The sequence below is a fragment of the Pedobacter alluvionis genome (assembly GCF_003664035.1).
GTDB classification, from domain to species: domain Bacteria; phylum Bacteroidota; class Bacteroidia; order Sphingobacteriales; family Sphingobacteriaceae; genus Pedobacter; species Pedobacter alluvionis.
On the sequence record NZ_RCCK01000011.1, the window covers coordinates 1,010,413 to 1,030,732 of the forward strand.

The following is a 20,320-nucleotide window of genomic DNA, read 5'->3' on the forward strand; positions in this document are numbered from 1 at the left end:
AAAAGATATGTCTTTAATATTGATTTTATGAAAAAATTATCCCTCAGTGTGACAGCAAAAGGCCATTTATATTTGTTATAAAAATTTAAACAGGCTCTTAATGTTAATTCAAAGATTTCTCCATTCCGCTGCCGATGAAAAATCGGCATGCTTCAGTCGAAATGACGATTAATCTATGTGATGACAAAATACAAAAACCCAGATTCCTTTTAGAAACCTGGGTTTTTAGCATTATTTTTAAGTAAGTTATGATTAATTCGACTTTTTAGGTTCCAAAGTAAATTCATAAACTTTTGGATCATACTTCATCATTGCACCTGTAGCGGCATCAATAATAAACCCTGGAATAAACAAGAAATTCACTACAGATACGGCATTAAATGCGGTTTGGGGTTGAAATATTTTGGTTTCGTAACCATCAAGTTTCAATGTGATCGTTTGTCCGGTAAATCCTTTTTTTAAGGGTATAGCCATAGGTGTTACCCCTGCTTTAACCCCATCTACCTCGATAGTAGCGGCTGGAGGATTAGAATTGATTTGAACGGTTTGTTTCGTGCCCGTAAAAATAGTGGCGCAGCTCGATAGCAGCAATGTCGCTGAAACAGCGGCAATGTTAAAAATTCTTTTCATTTGTGTGTGTTTGTGTGTGTTCTTACTCTTATGGCTTTTCAGTTACGCCCCGTTTTTTATGGTTTCCGGACTCCATTTTTAAGTTTATTAGCCAGTAAGAAATTGCCAAACAATTTCAAATTGACCGTCCCTAAATATAAGTGTTAATTTGAGAATTAAAAATTTAGTTTAAAAAAAAGCCCCGACTTTTTTTGTCGGGGCTCAATAAGCTATTATATGTATTGATTATAAATTCGCGCCGTGGCAATTTTTGAATTTTTTACCGCTACCGCAAGGGCAAGGTTCGTTTCTGCCAACAGTTGCTTCCTTACGGATTGGCTGTTGTGGAACAGCTTCACGTGTATCGCCAAATTCGATACCGGGTTCTTCTCTACCAAATTCCTGTTTAGTAGTCTGCAACTTCGGTTGTTTTACCGGAGCTGGTGCCTCTCTCACCTGGTCTGGCTCCTGCTGAACCGGGATACCGCCTTTATATAAGAAACTTACTACTTCTTTATTTACTGCATTAAGCATGTTTTTAAATAAGTTGAAAGCTTCCATTTTATAAATTACCAATGGATCCTTTTGCTCATAAACTGCGTTTTGTACCGATTGTTTCAAATCGTCCATTTCGCGTAAATGTTCTTTCCAGCTATCATCGATCAAGGCCAAAACAATGGTTTTTTCGAATGAACGAACGACCTCTTTACCTTTGTTATCGATTGCTTTCTTTAAGTCAACAGCAACCTGGATACCACGGATCCCATCTGTAAACGGCACCACAATCTGTTCAATATGCTCTCCGCGCTCTTCGTACACCTGGGTTAACACCGGTAACGATTGTTGAATAATGGCTTCTGATTTACGTGCATAAAATGCTTCTGCTTCTTCAAATAACTTTTCAGTTAACTGCGGGATATTGGTTGAAGAGAATTCTTTTTCGGTAATTTCAGTATCTAAAGAGAAGTTTTTAATGACTTCCAGCTTGAAACCATCATAATTTGCTTCTTGTTTATATTCGCTTACAATATCTTCAGCAACATCGAAAACCATGTTGTTCATATCCACATCTAAACGTTCGCCAAATAAAGCGTTTTTACGTTTAGCATAAATTACTGTACGCTGTGAGTTCATCACATCATCGTACTCCAATAAACGTTTACGGATACCAAAGTTGTTTTCTTCTACTTTTTTCTGCGCACGCTCGATAGATTTGGTAATCATAGAGTGTTGAATCACCTCCCCATCCTCAATACCCATGCGCACCATGATACCAGAAATACGCTCTGAACCAAATAAACGCATTAAATTATCTTCTAATGAAACGAAGAACTGAGATGAACCCGGATCGCCCTGACGACCTGCACGACCACGTAACTGCCTGTCAACACGACGGGATTCGTGACGCTCAGTACCTACAATGGCTAAACCACCAGCTTCTTTAACACCTGCACCCAATTTAATATCGGTACCACGACCAGCCATGTTGGTTGCGATAGTTACGGTACCTGCCTGACCAGCTTCGGCAACAATATCAGCCTCTTTCTGGTGCATTTTCGCATTTAATACATTGTGTTTAATTCCACGGAGTTTAAGCATACGGCTTAATAACTCTGAAATCTCTACAGAAGTGGTACCCACCAATACCGGACGACCTGCTTTTGGCTCAAGTTGCCCCGTTTCAGGATTAACCGCAGGAATTAACGCACCTTTAGCATCCAATTTAGGTACAGCTCTACCTGTTTGGTCATATTTAACAACCGGCTTGCCATCTTTCTGTTTTACATTACCCTCTTTATCGGTTTCATACTCAGTCTCGTAATGAGAATATGGGAAAACCAGGTATTGTATCTCTTCAGCAACAGCATTATATTTTTCGCGAACGGTACGGTAAACGTAATCCTGCTCATCAATCCTCGAAATATTTCTGTTGGTAGGGATTTCTACCACATCCAATTTATAGATCGACCAAAACTCGCCAGCTTCCGTTGTTGCAGTACCCGTCATACCGCAAAGTTTGTGGTACATACGGAAATAGTTCTGCAGGGTTACGGTTGCATACGTTTGGGTAGCATCTTCAACCTTTACATTTTCTTTAGCCTCAATTGCCTGGTGCAAACCATCAGAGTAACGGCGGCCATCCATAATACGGCCCGTTTGCTCATCAACAATTTTGATTTTTCCTTCGTCGATGATGTACTCTACATCAATTTCGAACAAGGTATAAGCTTTTAATAATTGGTTTACCGAGTGGATACGTTCTGCTTTTACTGAATAATCGCGCATTAAAGCATCTTTTTGAACCACTTTTTCTTCTAAAGGCAGATCAGATTTTTCTAATTCGGCAACTTCAGTACCTACATCAGGCAATACAAAGAAATGTGGATCTTCTCCCGATTGGGTAATCAGCTCAATACCTTTTTCAGTTAACTCAACCTGGTTGTTTTTCTCATCAATATAGAAATACAATTCAGAATCTACCTTAGGCATATTCTTAGATTGATCTGCCATATAGTGGTTTTCGGTTTTTAATAACAAACCACGAACACCACTTTCACTTAAAAACTTAATTAAAGCTTTATTTTTTGGCAAACCACGGTAAGCACGTAATAAAGCTAAACCACCTTCGCCTTCTTCAGTTCCACTGTTACCAGCATTGATTAATTTCTTCGCCTCGTTTAATGCCTGGGTTACATACGCTTTTTGTGCATTAACCAAACGCTCAATGCGTGGTTTCAACTCATAAAACTCATGTTCATCACCACGTGGAATCGGACCAGAAATAATTAAAGGTGTACGGGCATCATCAATCAAAACTGAATCGACCTCATCCACCATAGCGAAGTGCTGCTTGCGCTGCACCAATTGATCTGGTGTCTGCGACATATTGTCACGCAGGTAATCAAAACCGAACTCGTTATTGGTTCCGTAAGTAATATCTGCGGCATAAGCTTTTCGTCTTTCTTCAGAGTTTGGCTCGTGTTTATCAATACAATCAACACTTAAACCATGGAATTCGAATAATGGACCATTCCACTCACTATCACGACGGGCCAGGTAATCATTCACCGTTACAATGTGCACACCTTGTCCGGCCAATGCATTTAAATAAGCCGGCAATGTACTTACCAGGGTTTTACCCTCACCAGTAGCCATTTCGGCAATTTTACCACTGTGTAATACAATACCACCAATTAACTGTACATCGTAGTGTACCATGTTCCAAGCTACTTCCGTTCCGGCAGCATCCCATTTATTTGCCCATTGTGCTTTATCGCCAACAATTTTAACATTGTTTTTTCTTGCAGCATAATCTCTGTCAAACTGGGTTGCGGTAACCTCTAAATAATCGTTTTCGCTTAAACGGCGTGAAGTTTCTTTAATTACAGCAAAAGCTTCAGGAAGGATTTCCAAAAGCACTTTTTCCAACTCCGCATCGCGGTCTTTACCTAAGGCATCAACCTGATCGTAAATAGCCGTTTTTTCGTGAAGATCTAAACTTTCACTTTCTGCATCAGCTTTTAAAGCTGCAATTTTTCCATCAATCTCGGTTAAGAAATCAGAAATCCTGCTTTTAAACGCTACGGTTTTACCACGTAACTCATCATTGCTTAGTACAGACAGCTTACTGTATTGCTCGTTAATTTTGACAACCAATGGCTGAATAGCCTTTATATCTCTTTCTGATTTACTTCCGAAAATCTTCGCTAAAAATCCTAACATTATATTTTAAATCGTATTTATTATTAAAAAAATGGTGTGTTTCAACAACCAAGCCATTGTCTTTCTTAAGTCAGTTTGGCAGTTATTGGTATAAAAGGGGGCTTAAATCTTGTAAAAAGATTTTTTTGAGGAAATGATAACTAGGGACTGTTATTCTTCGGTTTCTTCCTGATTGTTAAATCGGCAATTACCTGATTTACGCTTACATATTTTGCAACTTTTACCGGAGCCTGCGTTCCAATTAAAGCAAGCCTGGTATAGGATAACAAATAAGGGTTACGGTCTTCGTTTAGTTGAACCGAGCTTTTACCTGCAGCGTTTACGCTGATATTATGCTCATTACAATATTCATTTAATATCCTTAGCCCTTCAACGCGTTCGGCTTTTGCCAAATGTGTTAAGCTAAAAAATACAAGTGATATGGTAACGAGGTGTTTCATTAATAGCGGCAAAGCTAGTTTTAATCTTTTATAAAAAGAAATTACAGCTTAGCAAAAAGTGTACCTCAATCTTCCTGTCATTCAGAAAGCAGTGAAGAATCCTTTACTTAGGAATATCATAACCTTAACCAGTACACTAAAATCATTGCCTAACTTAGTAATGCTTCCAACACAATAGAGATCCTTCATTGCATTCAGGATGACAACTGAATATTATTTAAACACTACTTCAGTGGCGCCATAACCAAATTTTTCTTTCCTGGCATCCATATAAGTTTTTACATGTGGATTTTTGCTGATCAGTTTATGGATTTTATCTCTTAAGGTACCATTTCCCGAACCGTGAATGAATACAATTTTATCGAAATGATGCACAACCGCAGCATCCATCGCCGTTTGAAAATGATTGATCTGGATCTGCAACATTTCATCAGCTTCTAAAAAATGATGATCGTCCCTCAGTTTTTCGATGTGCAGATCAATTTCTTTTTGAGGAGCTTCAACTGTTTTTTTCTCTTCCGATGATCTGAAAAAACTTTCCTTTAATTTCTTTGGATCGATAGTTACCGGAGCAAGGTCATCCAACCGGATGAACCAGCCTTTATTTTTTAGTTGAGGCAACTCCTTTTGTTCAGTACTAAAATCTTTTGCCCTAAACTTCTTACGGATCACCAATGGATTAATAGGTTTCACATCAGCTTTGCTAAATACCAAAACCTGAAAGTTAAATTCCGGCCAAAGATCAAGATCAGCCAATGATGCAGAATAAACTAATGTTGAGGCATAGGATTCGATTACCCCATGAAAAGCACCAGCATATTTTTCTTTACGTTCGGTTGTTAGGCTGACCAATAAAATATTCGACGAATGGTTTTGTAGGTGAAAATGCACTACATTACCAGCCTTATCATCGGTAGCAACGGCAACATAAATGCCATTTTCGATTTTACTAACGCTGGGAATATTTACCTGAATAGGCTTAGGAGCATCTAACTCTTCGGCTACCACACCATGACCGTGTACAGAAGTTAAATTACTTACCGCAACAGGAATCTCAAAACCATCTTCATCTGTAACACCCAAAGTTTGGCTATCGATAATCTTGGTTACATAACCCTCACGTTTTTCATCAACAAAACGCACAAAATCTCCCAGTTTAAATTTCATTTCTATTATTTTTTAACCACAAAGGCACAAAGTACACAAAGATTTTTAAGCAGTTTGTATTAAAATGTCGTGCATGAAGCTATTTACTCCTTTGGTCTTTCAGCTTTTTGGCAGGGGTTTTCAATCTAATTCATTGATTCAATCATGAGATGTAGTATCGCACATCATATCTTCGGACTCCAGACCGTCGACTTCTAACTCAATTAATGCCTTGTATCGTTACCATGATAAATACTCAGGTAACTTTCGTATCTCGAAACTGCAATTTCACCTTCATTTACGGCTTCAATAACAGCACAGCCCGGTTCGTTAACATGTTTGCAATTATTAAAGCGGCAATCGTGCGAGGTTTTGAAGATTTCTCGAAAAAAATGTCCCAGTTCTTCTTTTTCGATATCGATTACACCCAGTTCTCTGATGCCTGGAGAATCTACAATAAAACCTCCCTGCGGCAGTTCGAACATTTCGGCAAAAGTGGTGGTATGCTGGCCCTTATCGCTCCAGTCTGAAACTTCACCTGTTCTTAAATCGCGATCGGGCATTAAAGCATTGATCAGACTTGATTTTCCCACTCCTGAGTGACCTGATATCAGGGTAATTTTATCAGTAATCAATTCCTGGATAACCGGAATGTTAATGCCTTTTAAAGCCGAAACTTCATAGCAGGCATAACCGATATTTTCGTAGATATCTTTAAACTCCTGCAGAATTTCCAACCCATCTTTACTAAACAGATCTAGTTTATTAAATACCAATACAGCTGGAACATCATAGGCTTCTGCAGTAACCAAAAAACGATCGATAAAACCTAAGGAGGTACGGGGCGAGGCTAATGTAACCACCAGCATGGCCATATCCAAATTGGCAGCCAATATTTGCGCCTGTTTACTCAGGTTGATCGATTTGCGGATAATATAGTTTTTACGCGGCAGCATTTCGTTGATCAAACCCTGGTTGCTATCCCGTTCCAGATCAAATTTTACCCTGTCGCCAACCGCAATCGGATTGGTGGTTTTAAGTCCTTTAATCCTGAATTTGCCTACAATCCGGCAATCATAGCGTTCACCATTATCGGCCAAAACACTATACCAGCTCCCTGTAGATTTAATAACTAATCCCTGCATATTTGCGGTAAAGGTATGAATATGATTTCATTGGTAGAAGTGGCCTTGGCGGATAAAAGTTTGCGTACAGGCAAAAAGAACAAGCACTTTTAACTATATTCTTTGTTATCTACCAAATATCTTACATAAATACAACGCTTTAAAAGGCAAAAAACCTAAATTTGCGACAACAAAAATCAAAAATATAATGAGTTTCAGAATAGAACACGATACCATGGGCGAGGTGCAGGTACCAGCCGACAAATACTGGGGTGCACAAACCGAACGCTCACGCAATAACTTTAAAATCGGTCCGGAAGGCTCGATGCCAAAAGAAATTATCCACGCTTTTGGATACCTGAAAAAAGCAGCAGCGCTTGCCAATACCGAACTGGGTGTATTATCTGCAGAAAAAGCCGATTTAATTGCTAAAGCCTGTGATGAGATTATTGCTGGTCAATTGGATGATCAGTTTCCCTTGGTAATCTGGCAAACGGGTTCAGGTACACAAAGTAACATGAATGGCAATGAGGTGATTGCAAACCGTGCTCATGTAATAAACGGTGGCTCATTAGCTGACGATAAAAAAGTACTTCACCCTAATGATGATGTTAATAAATCACAATCATCAAACGATACTTACCCAACGGCAATGCACATTGCAGCTTATAAACTTACGGTAGAAAATACCATTCCAGGTTTAGAAAAACTAAGAAACACCTTAGCTCAAAAAGTGGAAGAATTTAGTACGATTGTTAAAACCGGTCGTACACACTTTATGGATGCTACTCCACTTACCCTAGGGCAGGAATTTTCTGGTTATGTACAACAGATTGATAATAGCATCCGGGCAATTAAAAATGCTTTGGTTATGGTGGCTGAGCTGGCTTTGGGCGGAACTGCTGTTGGCACAGGCTTAAATACGCCAAAAGGGTACGATGTTTTAGTGGCTAAAAAAATTGCAGATTTAACTGGTTTACCTTTTGTTACGGCTCCAAATAAATTTGAAGCGCTGGCTGCACACGATGCTATGGTAGAACTTTCTGGTGCATTAAAACGTACTGCAGTTGCTTTAATGAAGATAGCTAACGATGTGAGAATGTTAAGTTCTGGCCCACGTTGTGGCATTGGTGAAATTGTAATTCCTGATAACGAACCAGGATCTTCAATTATGCCTGGTAAAGTTAACCCTACACAACCAGAAGCTTTAACGATGGTTTGTGCACAGGTAATCGGTAACGATGTTGCAGTTTCAGTGGGCGGCATGTCTGGCCATTTTGAACTTAATGTATTTAAACCGCTTATTGCGGCTAATGTTTTGCAGTCGGCACGTTTAATTGGTGATGCCTGCGTTTCATTCACTGATAAATGTGCGGAAGGAATTACCGCTAATTTGCCAGAAATTGAGAAACATTTACAAAATTCTTTGATGTTGGTTACGGCTTTAAATCCGCATGTGGGTTACGAAAATGCAGCTAAAATTGCGAAGAAAGCACACAAAGAAAATAAAACTTTAAAAGCAGCCGCTGTAGAGCTGGGCCTGTTGACCAACGAACAGTTTGATGAGTGGGTACGCCCGGAAGACATGGTTGGCAGCTTAAAATAAGTTAATTACGTAATGGTCGTCATGCTGAATTTATTTCAGGATCCTTTCAGTACTCAAGATGCTGAAATAAATTCAGCATGACGTTCCGACTTTACAATACGGTTAATTAAAAAAACACAGGTAATATGAACTCAGTACTTTCTGACCTTTTAAGCTTGACATCCATCATTTCACCTTGTGTTGTATTTGGAACCTGCTGTTTTTTTTTAATGAAAAAATCTTCAGTTGAAGCCATTTTAATGACCATTGGATCGGGTATTGGTCTGTTCATTACTATATTTTATGCTTTTTTAATGCCGTTACTAATGGCCGGGCAAAATTTAGCTTATACTGAAGTTTCAAAATACTATTCTATTGTGGGCATTATCAGTTTTATAGCCAGCCTTTGTTTTGCAGCAGGTCTTTTAATTCTGGTTATCAATACCGTTAAAAAACAGGCAGTAGTCCACAATCACTTCCCTAAAAGCACCGATTATAACCATGATTAAACCGCAATTAGGATTAAGGCTTTGTTATATTTTCCTTTTTACATTATCCATCTTAAATATAGCTTGTAGTCCGCGGCCTAATGTACAGGGCAAAGGCGAAGAGTTTATGCAAGGTGTTTGGAATGAAGATTCAGTCGCTTTTAGTAATAAATTGAGCAATTACACACAACACCATTTCAAGTTCACCTGCGATTCGGTTTATATTGATATGGTTACCCATAGCAAAGTAAATTTTTACGAAGATTCTTGTTATAACAATGGCATTTGGAAAGAATATGCCAAAGGTGTTTATGTGGTTAAAGGCGATACATTATTTATAGGCGCAACCTTTACACACGCTAATTATAAACAAAAAATATCGGGATGTTACCGCATCGGTCGCTACGAAAAAAACTTCCTGATCAACAAAAAATCTGCAGATACCTTAATTTTAGAAAGTTTAAGCGATCAGCGTGAAATTAAACTAACACTTAAAGAAAAAATTACCTGCATACCAAAAGAATTATAAAAATGATTTTAACATCAATTAAACAAAAATTAATCCTTGCTTTAGCAGTGGGGTTTTTAGCCTATTTACCTATCCGGGCAAATGCATGGGGTACCATCGGTCATCGTGTTGTTGGCGAAATTGCCGATAGTTATTTAAAGGCGAAAACACGCAAGGCTATTCAAAGTATTTTAGGTTACGAAACTTTGGCCATGAGCGCCAATTGGGGCGATTTCATTAAATCAGATTCTACTTATAATTATATGTACAACTGGCATTTTGTTAATCTTCCGGCAGGACTGAACAAAGATGGCGTTTACAACTTTTTAGAAACTGAAAAATCGCCTAACCTTTACAACAAAATTCCTGACCTAATTGCCATATTAAAGAAAACAAGCAGCTCGGCAACTGAAAAAAAACTGGCTTTGCGCATGCTGGTTCACCTGGCAGGAGATTTATGCCAACCTATGCATGTTGCCCGTAAAGATGATTTGGGCGGTAACCGCATTTCGGTATTGTGGTTCAATGAAAAATCAAATATTCACAGGGTTTGGGATGAACAGCTTATAGAATATCAACAATTAAGTTATACAGAATATGCTAAGGCAATTAATCACCCATCGGCTATTCAGTTAAGCAACTGGCAAAATACAAGTCTTAGAGATTGTATTTATGAATCGTACGGTATCTGCAACAAAATTTACGCAAATACAAAACCAGATTCGAAATTAAGCTATCGTTATAATTTTGACTGGGTGGATACCCTTAATGAGCAGTTACTAAAAGGTGGTGTGCGTTTGGCTAAAATGTTAAATGATATTTACGGTTAACATTTATATATTCTTTGGTGCCCCAATGCTAACAAGCTTGGGGCATTTTTTTTGCCTGTGTAGCATATTAACTATAAAACCCGTTTAATCAGATATAAACCAGAGCCAATTATAAGCCATGAAAAAATTAATACTTATTTTAACTGTTTGTTTAGCCTTAGGCTGCAAAAAAGACCTCGACAAAACATTAACAAAAAAAGACTGGCGCATCGAATCGGTTACGGTTAGCCCGGCAATGACTATTAGCAAAAAAACGAGCACCACTATATAGAACTGATGGGACCAAGCAGTTGTGTAAGTAATTCCATTATCTCTTTTTCTAAAGATGGCACATATACTTCAGGATCCAACGGAGCGCTTTGTGATTTGAAAACTGATACAAGCATTAAAACCTGGAGAAGAGATGGTGATCAGATATTTTTATCTTATGCGCCACAATCGCCATTAATATTAAGTGGAGATAAACTTACCCAAACCACTTCTACCCCACTACAAGGAGGAATTATTTATACATTTGTTTTTGTATATAAATCCAAATAATATTGAAAATTTTAATGGTTTGCCTTGGTAATATCTGCCGTTCGCCACTGGCTGAAGGCATCATGCGCCATCTGGCAGATGAACAAAACTTAAACTGGGAAATCGCTTCGGCAGGAACGGGCAATTGGCATATTGGCAAAGCACCTGACCATAGAAGTATTTCTGCTGCCAGGGCATTGGGTTACGATATCAGCAAACAACGGGCGCAACAATTTAACCACTTAATGTTTGTCAGGTATGATCTTATTTTGGTTATGGACCGGAATAATTTAGCTGACGTACAAAGTCTCGCTAAAACCGATGAGGAACGAAAAAAGGTTAAACTTTTCCTTGATAACGGCGAAGTTACAGACCCATATTGGGATAATACCCTCTTTAGCCCCGTTTGCAAGCAGGTTGAAGAAAGATGTAGAGAAATTATCAAACAACTTTCTTAAATTTAAGGCACATTATCCATCACTAACCAAGTTAAAAAAAAATGAAAAAGTACCTGCCCTTATGTTTATTAGTTGCAACAGTAATTTTATTTCAAAGCTATACCATAGCAAAGAAATCGGCAAAAGTTTTAGTTTTCTCCAAAACCAAGGGCTTTAGGCATAACTCTATTGAAACCGGAAAAGAAGTGATCCAAAAATTAGGTACCGAACATCATTTTGAAGTAGATACCACCGAAAATGCCGATGTTTTTACAGAAGATAACCTTAAAAAATATGCCACTGTTATTTTCTTAAACACTACAGGCGATGTATTGGACAATAAACAACAGGTAGCTTTCGAAAGATATATCCAGGCCGGAGGAGGCTATGTGGGTATCCATGCAGCAACGGATACGGAGTACGATTGGCCTTGGTATGGTAAATTGGTTGGCGCTTATTTTATAAGTCACCCCGCTGTTCAGGAAGCCAGATTTATCATCAAAGACAAAAAACACCCTTCAACCAAATTCCTTACCGATTCGATATGGATGAGAAAAGATGAACTGTATAATTTTAAAAATATCAACCCGGATATTAAAGTGCTGATTAATTTAGACGAGAAATCGTATACTGGTGGTAAAAATGGCGATTTCCATCCTTTTAGCTGGTACCACAATTTTGACGGTGGAAGAGCTTTCTACACCTGTATGGGCCATACTAAAGAAGGCTGGGCTGATGATAAATTTCAGAACCATTTATGGGGAGGTATTGAATACGCAATAGGCGGCCAAAAGAAATTAGATTACAGTAAAGCCCATTCGAAATTCTAAAAATAGGTTGCGCTTGCTGAAATAATTAACCAGCAAGCCCAATCTATCTTAATAATAAAACGATATTTTAAGACTTATTCTTTTTCTGGTTGACCAAATAAATATAATTCAGCATACAGAAAGAAGCCACAGCCCCGAAAGTATGCCATAAAAAATGCGTGCCGATACTTAATATATCCCACTTATCTGCTATTCGGAAAGTTAAAGCAAATATGAAAGCAATTAGGGCAAACCCAACCCATTTGCCATTTTTCCAGTCTGTTTTAATTAAGTAACCAAACACCGGAAATAAAACCAGCGCGGCCATAAAAGCATAATTAATATTGATAAAAATCTGAAAATCGCCATTGCTAAAGAGTCGCCGCACATAAAACTGAAAGAAAGCATAAACCGCTACAATTAAAACGGCAAAATACCATTTGGTTAGTTTGGAAAGAAAGTAGACACCTGCTGAAAGGCATAAAAGCATAATCGGCATCCAATCCATCATGATAAAGATTGGCCAGCGCCTTAAGCCGTGATAAGTGGTACCTCCAATCCCACCAATATAAAGCAGCAGCAACGCAATACTTAAAAAAGTGTGTTGTTTAAAATTACCCCAAAGTTTAATCGTCCAATACACCGCTATAGCCAGGAAAAAACAACTTGTTATGGTATTAAAAGGCTCTGGAAATAACTGGCTCAAATTGGTTTCAGTGTACATTGTGCCACCGTCTGGAGGGTTCTGGGTAAAAGCGCTCATGAATAAATAACGTAAGGAGAAATTAAATGTTTCATGGATCTATGTAACGATCAAGATGTAAAAATAATCTTGCACTTACATTTTTCAAGAGGTTAAATATGGGTTAACGTTTATCTTACCAAGATTAATTATTTGTACTTTAGTTTTATCTAAGCTATATAATTATGAAACCATTATTGATCCTTTTTTTTCTTCTATCGACAGCTATATACGCACAAACACCGCCCCAACCTTATGGTGCATTGCCTTCAAAAAGGCAGTTGGCCTGGCATGATATCGAAGTTTATGGCTTAATTCATTTTACACCAACTACTTTCGAAAATAAAGAATGGGGTTTTGGTGATGCTGATCCTAAAACATTTAACCCGACAGATTTTAATGCCGACCAGATAATTAAAGCCGCTAAAGCAGGTGGTTTGAAAGGGATAATTTTAGTAGCCAAACACCATGATGGCTTTGCCTTATGGCCAACTAAAACTACAGAATACAATATCAGTAAAAGCCCGTTCAGAGGGGAAAAAGGGAATCTAGTTAAAGAAATAGAACAGGCGGTACGCAAAAACGGTTTAAAGTTTGGGGTTTATTGTTCGCCATGGGACAGAAATAATGCAAGCTATGGGACAGATAAGTATCTGCCCATTTATCAGGCACAATTAAAAGAGCTTTACAGCAATTTTGGGGAACTTTTTATGAGCTGGCACGATGGTGCTAACGGTGGCGACGGTTACTATGGTGGTGCTAAAGAAAAACGTTCTATAGACAATACCACCTATTATGATTGGAACAACACCTGGGCTATTACGCGCAAAATGCAGCCCATGGCAAATATTTTTAGCGATATTGGTTTAGATATCCGCTGGGTAGGCAATGAAGACGGGCATGCTGCACCAACTTCCTGGGCAACCTTTACACCAATGGCACCCGATGGGAAAAGTGTAGCAGTACCCGGACAGGCAAATTATCCGCAAAGCCCCGAAGGAATTAGAAATGGTAAATTTTGGATGCCGGCAGAATGCGATGTTCCTTTAAGAAAAGGATGGTTCTACCATGCTAACGAAAAGCCAAAAACCCCGGAAACGTTATTCGATCTGTATTTAAAAAGTGTTGGCCGTGGGGCAGGTTTAGATTTGGGTTTAGCACCTGACACCCGTGGACAACTTCATGATGATGATGTAACTGCTTTGAAAACTTTTGGCGACATGGTTAAACATACTTTCGAGAATAACCTGGCGAAAAATGCATCGATTAAAGCGAGCAATAGCAGAGGCAAAAAGTATGATGTTGCCAAGCTGCTTGATGGTAAAAAAGCGAGCTACTGGGCCACGCAGGACGATACCCATCAGGCAAGTTTAGAACTGGATTTAAAGGCAGCGACAACCTTTGATATCATTAGTCTACAGGAATACATTCCTTTAGGTCAGCGAATAGAGGCTTATACTATTGAAATATTTGAAAATAATGCCTGGAAAAACGTTTACAATGGCACAAGCATTGGTGCGAAACGCCTAATTAAATTGGATAGCCCTGTTACTACCAATAAAGTAAAAATAAACATTATTAAATCGCCTGTTTGCGTTACTTTAAGCGAGATTGGGCTATACAGAAAATCAGCTTAGCGTTACCATTTATACTCACTAGAACCTGCTTCGCCCCGAATAATATTAACTTCATTCGTAAGCTGTTCTATTTCATAACGGTATTTCGAAGATTCTTCGAGATATTCTTTACGTAAAAGCGAAGAGATTTTGATGGCCAGATTGGTTATTTTACCATCAAAATCTCTTCGGTAACTTTCTTTTTCTTCTAAATTGAGTTTATTCATTTCGGCAACAATCTGTTTGTTTTTCTGCCAAAGCCGTATGCCGTATTGCTCAATTGTTTTTACTTTTTCTGCTTTCGATAAATCGTAAGGAATAGAATAAACCTTATTAAAATCAAATGCATTCTGCTCAAATTGGAACTGTAATTTGTAGAATTTTCTATTTTGATAGTTAGGTGTAAAAATCAAAACAGTGGCCGAAAATATCAGCACAATAATGCCCGTTAAACCGTATTGCCAATTGGTGGTTATTTTCCATCTCCAAAGTTTTTCATTAAAAAGCACGTAACATATTACAAATCCAGAAATTAGCCCACCAATATGAGCGCTATTATCTACTTTGCCGTTTATACCATTTAAAAGCATAATAGCCGTAACCAGAATGGTACTGATCAATAAGGACTTGTTGGCATTTTTCTCGAAAGCTTTACTTAGGATTAAAGCCATAAAAGCGCCAAAAACACCCATAATAGCACCTGATGCTCCAGCCATAAAACCATATTTATGAAAGATGAGACTCACCAAACCACCGCATACTCCGCTAAGTAAATAGGTAATCAAAAATTTAAGCGACCCGAGTTTATGCTCAACCATTAAACCGATATAAACCAAAGCATATAGGTTAAAAAACAGATGCGACAAACCTAAATGAACAAATTGATGGGTAATTAACCGCCAGTATTGCCCTTCTAATACCAACTCGCGGTTATTTGCTCCAATGTTTAAGTAGGCATTGGTAATTACCTCAGGAATAAGAGAATTTTGGGCCCTCAGTTTAAGCACAGCAGCAATAAACAGCAGCGTAAAGCCATAATAAAGTACATTTAAAATTATCAGAATCGGGGTAACTAAATATCCCTTTTGAGGAAAAAAAAGATATAGAATATTTTTAATTTTATTCTTAGCGGTTAATGGCGCTTTGTCAAAATAAGTGTCATCCTGAGTAGCAATTAAAGCATGGAATGTGGCTAAACTTTCATCCCAGATATTTTGCAAATGGTACTGGACATATTCAAATTCATGGAAAAATTTTTCGAGATTTAAATCGTTTTTCCCATAATCGTTAAACCACATCTGAATACCTACGCACTCACTCTTTACTACAGCGAAATTCCCGTGGATACGTACAGAAACTTCTTCACTATACGACTGGAAAGATATTGGCGTGTAAGCAATTAGCCCGCTCTCAGAAACATGACTAAGGCTCCAGCCTAAATTTTCAATAGCCTGCTTAGCTACGATTAAATATTTGTCTGCCGGAAAATCGGCCAACGGAATAAATTTTTCAATTTTAGGCGAGTAACCCCAACTGATTGACATAGCGCATTTAGATTTTTTTCGCTACTAAGATAATATAAGGTGATAGATTTTTGCTTTCGAATGGGATAATCTTTGTAAATACTTTTCCAGTCAGCCAAACAGCTTTTTTAAATAAACGAACGCCAACAGATTTCTGGCTCTCATTTTCCAGCCATACACTAAAACGACCAAAATAGCCCGATTTCACTTCTTTAAGTCCGGCTTGATCGCAGATTGATTTCAACAAAGCCGGATCCATGCTATTAATATTGTGTTTATCGTAGTTTTCCTTATCGAAATTCTTTTGGAACCAACCATTAACGGCTTTAAAATTGGGCAGCGTGATAAATAAAGTGCCGCCCGGTTTTACAAAGGCAATGTGGCGGTTAATAATGTCGGCAGTATCATTAAAATGTTCAATCAAACCGCAGCTTAGTACAAGATCATACTGTTTCTCAGGTGTATAATTAAACAGGTCGGTTTCGATAATGTGGATATCCTTTTCGGTTAAACCGTTTTTTGCTAAAAGCTCATTTACAACTGGCGGATGGACAAAATAATCTAAAAGGGTAACATCAAGCTGAAAATATTTTTTTAGGAATACGGCGTAATAACCTGGAAAACCACCTAGTTCTATGGCTGTTTTAACATGATCTTTCTGAATCACATCCGCCAGTTGCTGATGAAATAAATAGCTGGAAGGTAACTGAACCGCGAGTCCTTTTTTACTTTCCCAATAATTTACCCAAAAAGCCCTGTCGGTTAATAAATTTGCCATATTTTAAATAATTCCAATCCCAAAGAAACGGAAAGTATGTTAAAGTTGAAAGGTTTCGATTGCTAGATTGTTAAATTGTTTTATTGCTAGATTATTCGGCAAATACCTAGAAAACTAAAATTGTTTTATGATCGATAGTCAACCATATAACAATCCAGCAATAAAACAATCTTTCTGCAGCATGCCCGATTAACCTATTTCAAATCCTTCAAAATCTCTGCTACTGCTTTTTCGAGTTGAGGATCTTTATCGGCCAGACGGTCTTCAAAAGTATTTTTCACAAAAATATCGGGTTTCACACCTTCTTTTTCAATGTTCTTGCCATCCATAGTATAACAGCCCCATGATGGCAAACGGTAAGAAGAACCATCAACCAAACCTTTAGCGGACGTAAAAATAATCCAGCGGTAGGTTTCTGTACCGATAATCTTACCAAGTTTTAATTGCTTAAAACCTGCCGCCGTCATTTCAGCATCACTTAAAGATTGCTCGTTAATAAGCAATATAATAGGCTTCGCTGCCGGTCCAAAATTACTCTGTGGGGCCATTTTACCACCGCGGTATTTCCATTGTAAATAAGGGCGCTGAGAAAGGAATTTCAGCACATCATCATGCACGTTTCCGCCGGTATTGTAACGGAGATCGAGAATAATGGCCTCTTTATTTTCTTCTTGTGCAACCATATCTAAAAGGAAGGTTTCCAACTCGCCACCACCCATATTTTTCATATAAGAATAAGCTATGCGGTTGTTGCTCCATTTGTCTACATTCTTGTGATTTTGGCTAATCCACTCGTCGTAAAGGTTTCCGCGTAATGTGCCAGAACTTTCAGGATGTACATTTACATAAACATCTTTTCCATTGCGTTTAAAGGTTAACGTCATTTCCCGATCCAATGATGGCTTACTAAAATAATAGTCGCGGTCTATTTTTTCATCTACCTTAACGCCATTCACTTCTGTTAAAATATCCCCGGCTAAAATATTTGTCCCGGTACGGGCAGCATTACTTTTAGCGGCAATACGTTCTACCTTTAAAGGGTTTTCATTATCGAAGATGATCCCTGTTTCATTGGTAATGTAATTAAGGCTTTTACGTTCCTCTGCACCTGCACTATTAAAACCCATGTGCGAAGAATTCAGCTCGCCAAGCATATCATTCAATAAAATTCTCAAATCACTCCTGTTATTCACATAGGGCAAATAAGCGGCATAACGTGTTCTCATTTTATCCCAATCTACGCCATGAAATTTTTCGTCGTAAAAATTTTCATCTAAACCTACCCAGGTTTCGTAAAACATCTGGTTAAACTCGGCGTTCAGATTTCTCGTAAATTTATAACCATGATCTACGCGGTCAAGCTTATTGCCTTCCAGACTGTATTTGTTAATTACACCCCGCGATAAAACGAAAAACTTATCACTCGATAAGATAATCGAATAATCGCCACCATCGGCAACCTTTTCTGTTTTATTGGCTTCGAAAGGTTCGATAGTAGTACGGTAAAGTCCTGGTGCACCTCCTTCATGGTTAGATGAATAAAACACATAGGTCTTATCGCCCTTGGCATAAGCATCTGTTCCGTACTGGCCTCCAAACGAAGGACCAACCAATTCTATTCTATCAAGGATATCCTGAGTATTAATGGTAATTACCTCTGCTGGTTTTGGAGTAGGTTTAACATCAGTTTTCTTCCTGGCGGTATCCGCTTTTGCCTTTTTATCATTTTTAGGAGCAGTAATCGCAGGCTTAACATCAGTTGGTGCCGGTTTACTTTCTTTAAACAGGTCATCAAATTTATCAGAACGATAAGGTTCATCGTAATTGTTCAATGCCATGCGGTAAATATGCGAATTCTGCATACCGGTTGGGTAAGAAGGTTTGGTGCGTGCACTGGTGAAGAAAATGTATTTGCCATCCGGCGACCATGCCGGTCCGGTTTCGGTAACGCCGGTATTGGTTAAGTTAATGGTTTTATTGTTTTTAATATGATGCACCATAATATCCTGTTCAAAATTCCGATACACCGTGAAAAGCACATATTCGTCATTTGGCGAAAAACTTGGCGCTGAGCTCTGTATAGCCCAAAACTCGTCAGTCACTAAAGTTTTAGCATCAAAAGTTTTAAGATCCATGAGCTTAAGCTCGTTCCTGCCACTTAAATACACAGCCATGGTTTTGGTTTTGTTCAAGGTGATATCTCGTACGTTTGCTTTATCTTTTGTAAGCTGTTTAACAGCACCTTTTCCATCACCCGTAATGGTAAACCAATTCTGATAGCCATTAGTGGTTTGACTAAATAAAATTGTTTTATTGTCGGCCAGCCATTTACACTCCAAAGCACGTTCGCCGCTATTGGTAATTTTCCGGATAAACTTTCCATCAGCATCACTTACAAACACATCACCTCGCGAAATAAATGCCATCTTTTTCCCGTCAGTAGAAACGTCAAATGCCGAAATGTTACCACGCACATCGTACTCCTGCTCTTTACTCAATACCTGATTCCGTGAGGTATTAATATTGATTTTCTCAGCTTTCTTCGAAGCTACGTCATAGGTATACAATTGATAGTCTTTCTCAAACACAACTGTAGTTCCATTGGCCGAAACAAAAGGGCGTTTAATGGGAGTATCAAAACTGGTTAAACCAGTTTTTTTACCATTGATAAAAGTATAAAGGTTGTATTCATCATTTCCTTCGTCCGATACAAAAAAGATATTGCCTTTTTGATCAACACTCGTCCAGAAATCTTTCCCAATGTAATCGGTATAACGTTTGTAACTTTTGGTTTTTGGGTTATATGATTGAATATCCGGATTATAAGCTCCTTTGTAATGTTTACGATTAGTAAAACGGTAGCTCTCCCAGGTATCGTTAAAAAACAGTTCTCCCGTTGGCGATTCGGCAATATGGTGCGTGGTATTGAAATAATTATCGAATAACCGAACAGCGGTACCACCGTTTACGCCTACTTTATAACTCGAAAAGGAGTTGTACCGCCCGGATGTAAAATAAATTGTTTTCGAATCCCAACTCCAGTTATCTACTTCATCACTGGCATCGTTAAAAGTTAACTGTTTAATATCACCTCCTGTTAAAGGCATTACATAAATATCATAATTGCCAAACTGATTGGAAGAAAAAGCAAGCCACTTACCGTCAGGAGATATTTTTGGGTTAATTTCTTCTCCCTGCATGGCGGTAATCCGCGATGCTACACCTCCTTTTACCGGAACTTTCCAAATGTCTCCGTCGTAACTGAATACTATTGTTTGCGCATCGGGCGTTAAAGCAGGGTACGCCGCAAAGTAGGTCTGACCTTGCACAAATGAATAAATAGGCAGTAAAAATGCGAGTGTTGCAAGCGATTTTAGCAGGGATTTGATCATGATTTATTTTGTTTGGCTTAGGATGCCTGAAGCCGTTTTGTTTAAAATAAT

19 protein-coding genes are annotated in these 20,320 nt (G+C 38.3%); 9 read left to right on the forward strand and 10 right to left on the reverse strand.

All coding sequences use genetic code 11. The features are described from left to right. Positions 1-252: 252 nt before the first annotated feature. The 5 genes from BCL90_RS12100 to rsgA form a co-directional block, all read right to left on the reverse strand. On the reverse strand, positions 253-630 hold the full coding sequence (locus BCL90_RS12100; protein WP_121284223.1) for a PEGA domain-containing protein: 378 nt from the start codon (positions 628-630) through the stop codon (positions 253-255). 225 nt (positions 631-855) lie between these two features. Further along, entirely contained in the window at positions 856-4,332 is a 3,477-nt protein-coding gene (locus tag BCL90_RS26315; protein WP_121284224.1) for a preprotein translocase subunit SecA, read from the reverse strand. Positions 4,333-4,472: 140 nt separating this feature from the next. Continuing rightward, entirely contained in the window at positions 4,473-4,772 is a 300-nt protein-coding gene (locus tag BCL90_RS12110; RefSeq protein ID WP_121284225.1) for a hypothetical protein, read from the reverse strand. A gap of 213 nt (positions 4,773-4,985) precedes the next feature. After that, positions 4,986-5,939: a Smr/MutS family protein gene (locus BCL90_RS12115; RefSeq protein WP_121284226.1), complete on the reverse strand. Its 954-nt coding sequence runs from the start codon at positions 5,937-5,939 to the stop codon at positions 4,986-4,988. Positions 5,940-6,142: 203 nt separating this feature from the next. Further along, the gene (gene rsgA, locus BCL90_RS12120) at positions 6,143-7,063 is read right to left on the reverse strand and encodes a ribosome small subunit-dependent GTPase A (RefSeq protein ID WP_121284227.1); all 921 of its coding nucleotides are present in this window, start codon (positions 7,061-7,063) and stop codon (positions 6,143-6,145) included. A 187-nt stretch (positions 7,064-7,250) separates the two neighbouring features. Between rsgA and fumC the strand changes: the two genes are divergently transcribed. The 4 genes from fumC (at position 7,251) to BCL90_RS12140 (ending at position 10,453) form a co-directional block, all read left to right on the forward strand. Then, entirely contained in the window at positions 7,251-8,648 is a 1,398-nt protein-coding gene (gene fumC, locus BCL90_RS12125; RefSeq protein ID WP_121284228.1) for a class II fumarate hydratase, read from the forward strand. A gap of 209 nt (positions 8,649-8,857) precedes the next feature. Continuing rightward, the gene (locus BCL90_RS12130) at positions 8,858-9,136 is read left to right on the forward strand and encodes a hypothetical protein (RefSeq protein ID WP_134380396.1); all 279 of its coding nucleotides are present in this window, start codon (positions 8,858-8,860) and stop codon (positions 9,134-9,136) included. Further along, positions 9,129-9,644, forward strand: a complete 516-nt coding sequence (locus BCL90_RS12135; RefSeq protein WP_121284230.1) for a fumarate hydratase — start codon at positions 9,129-9,131, stop codon at positions 9,642-9,644. Before BCL90_RS12130 ends, BCL90_RS12135 begins: the two co-directional genes overlap by 8 nt. Before the next feature lie 2 nt (positions 9,645-9,646). Beyond that, positions 9,647-10,453, forward strand: coding sequence for a S1/P1 nuclease (locus tag BCL90_RS12140; RefSeq protein WP_121284231.1), 807 nt, complete (start codon positions 9,647-9,649; stop codon positions 10,451-10,453). Between the two features lie 71 nt (positions 10,454-10,524). Here the strand turns inward: BCL90_RS12140 and BCL90_RS26245 are convergent, their stop codons facing one another. Then, complete coding sequence (locus BCL90_RS26245) at positions 10,525-10,581, reverse strand: sortase B protein-sorting domain-containing protein (RefSeq protein ID WP_121284615.1); 57 nt, start codon at positions 10,579-10,581, stop codon at positions 10,525-10,527. Here BCL90_RS26245 and BCL90_RS25715 point away from each other — a divergent pair. The 4 genes from BCL90_RS25715 to BCL90_RS12160 are packed head-to-tail and all read left to right on the forward strand — an operon-like array spanning position 10,572 to position 12,239. Beyond that, a complete protein-coding gene (locus BCL90_RS25715) occupies positions 10,572-10,724 on the forward strand; it encodes a hypothetical protein (RefSeq protein ID WP_166792102.1) in 153 nt (50 codons plus the stop codon). The genes BCL90_RS26245 and BCL90_RS25715 overlap by 10 nt on opposite strands. A gap of 5 nt (positions 10,725-10,729) precedes the next feature. Next, a complete protein-coding gene (locus tag BCL90_RS12150; RefSeq protein ID WP_121284232.1) occupies positions 10,730-10,993 on the forward strand; it encodes a hypothetical protein in 264 nt (87 codons plus the stop codon). Positions 10,994-10,995: 2 nt separating this feature from the next. Then, positions 10,996-11,430 (forward strand): low molecular weight protein-tyrosine-phosphatase, encoded by a 435-nt coding sequence (locus BCL90_RS12155; RefSeq protein WP_121284233.1) that lies wholly within the window; start codon positions 10,996-10,998, stop codon positions 11,428-11,430. A 41-nt stretch (positions 11,431-11,471) separates the two neighbouring features. After that, on the forward strand, positions 11,472-12,239 hold the full coding sequence (locus tag BCL90_RS12160) for a ThuA domain-containing protein (RefSeq protein WP_121284234.1): 768 nt from the start codon (positions 11,472-11,474) through the stop codon (positions 12,237-12,239). A 67-nt stretch (positions 12,240-12,306) separates the two neighbouring features. Here BCL90_RS12160 and BCL90_RS12165 read toward each other — a convergent pair whose 3' ends face one another. After that, positions 12,307-12,981, reverse strand: coding sequence for a hypothetical protein (locus BCL90_RS12165; protein ID WP_121284235.1), 675 nt, complete (start codon positions 12,979-12,981; stop codon positions 12,307-12,309). A 164-nt stretch (positions 12,982-13,145) separates the two neighbouring features. Here BCL90_RS12165 and BCL90_RS12170 point away from each other — a divergent pair, with 164 nt between their 5' ends. After that, complete coding sequence (locus BCL90_RS12170) at positions 13,146-14,597, forward strand: alpha-L-fucosidase (protein ID WP_121284236.1); 1,452 nt, start codon at positions 13,146-13,148, stop codon at positions 14,595-14,597. Between the two features lie 2 nt (positions 14,598-14,599). Here BCL90_RS12170 and BCL90_RS12175 read toward each other — a convergent pair whose 3' ends face one another. The 3 genes from BCL90_RS12175 to BCL90_RS12185 form a co-directional block, all read right to left on the reverse strand. Then, positions 14,600-16,120, reverse strand: a complete 1,521-nt coding sequence (locus tag BCL90_RS12175; protein ID WP_121284237.1) for a rhomboid family intramembrane serine protease — start codon at positions 16,118-16,120, stop codon at positions 14,600-14,602. Positions 16,121-16,127: 7 nt separating this feature from the next. After that, positions 16,128-16,877 (reverse strand): class I SAM-dependent methyltransferase, encoded by a 750-nt coding sequence (locus tag BCL90_RS12180; protein ID WP_121284238.1) that lies wholly within the window; start codon positions 16,875-16,877, stop codon positions 16,128-16,130. Between the two features lie 194 nt (positions 16,878-17,071). Beyond that, positions 17,072-20,269 carry a S41 family peptidase gene (locus tag BCL90_RS12185; protein WP_121284239.1) on the reverse strand — a complete coding sequence of 1,066 codons (3,198 nt, stop codon included), beginning with the start codon at positions 20,267-20,269 and terminating at the stop codon, positions 17,072-17,074. Positions 20,270-20,320 lie beyond the last annotated feature (51 nt).

Excerpts from the sequence above, each read along its gene's own strand:
- BCL90_RS12100 (WP_121284223.1), bottom strand. The coding sequence starts at position 630 with ATGAAAAGAATTTTTAACATTGCCGCTGTTTCAGCGACATTGCTGCTA.
- BCL90_RS26315 (WP_121284224.1), bottom strand. The coding sequence starts at position 4,332 with ATGTTAGGATTTTTAGCGAAGATTTTCGGAAGTAAATCAGAAAGAGAT.
- BCL90_RS12110 (WP_121284225.1), bottom strand. The coding sequence starts at position 4,772 with ATGAAACACCTCGTTACCATATCACTTGTATTTTTTAGCTTAACACAT.
- BCL90_RS12115 (WP_121284226.1), bottom strand. The coding sequence starts at position 5,939 with ATGAAATTTAAACTGGGAGATTTTGTGCGTTTTGTTGATGAAAAACGT.
- rsgA (WP_121284227.1), bottom strand. The coding sequence starts at position 7,063 with ATGCAGGGATTAGTTATTAAATCTACAGGGAGCTGGTATAGTGTTTTG.
- fumC (WP_121284228.1), top strand. The coding sequence starts at position 7,251 with ATGAGTTTCAGAATAGAACACGATACCATGGGCGAGGTGCAGGTACCA.
- BCL90_RS12130 (WP_134380396.1), top strand. The coding sequence starts at position 8,858 with ATGAAAAAATCTTCAGTTGAAGCCATTTTAATGACCATTGGATCGGGT.
- BCL90_RS12135 (WP_121284230.1), top strand. The coding sequence starts at position 9,129 with ATGATTAAACCGCAATTAGGATTAAGGCTTTGTTATATTTTCCTTTTT.
- BCL90_RS12140 (WP_121284231.1), top strand. The coding sequence starts at position 9,647 with ATGATTTTAACATCAATTAAACAAAAATTAATCCTTGCTTTAGCAGTG.
- BCL90_RS25715 (WP_166792102.1), top strand. The coding sequence starts at position 10,572 with ATGAAAAAATTAATACTTATTTTAACTGTTTGTTTAGCCTTAGGCTGC.
- BCL90_RS12150 (WP_121284232.1), top strand. The coding sequence starts at position 10,730 with ATGGGACCAAGCAGTTGTGTAAGTAATTCCATTATCTCTTTTTCTAAA.
- BCL90_RS12160 (WP_121284234.1), top strand. The coding sequence starts at position 11,472 with ATGAAAAAGTACCTGCCCTTATGTTTATTAGTTGCAACAGTAATTTTA.
- BCL90_RS12165 (WP_121284235.1), bottom strand. The coding sequence starts at position 12,981 with ATGAGCGCTTTTACCCAGAACCCTCCAGACGGTGGCACAATGTACACT.
- BCL90_RS12170 (WP_121284236.1), top strand. The coding sequence starts at position 13,146 with ATGAAACCATTATTGATCCTTTTTTTTCTTCTATCGACAGCTATATAC.
- BCL90_RS12175 (WP_121284237.1), bottom strand. The coding sequence starts at position 16,120 with ATGTCAATCAGTTGGGGTTACTCGCCTAAAATTGAAAAATTTATTCCG.
- BCL90_RS12180 (WP_121284238.1), bottom strand. The coding sequence starts at position 16,877 with ATGGCAAATTTATTAACCGACAGGGCTTTTTGGGTAAATTATTGGGAA.
- BCL90_RS12185 (WP_121284239.1), bottom strand. The coding sequence starts at position 20,269 with ATGATCAAATCCCTGCTAAAATCGCTTGCAACACTCGCATTTTTACTG.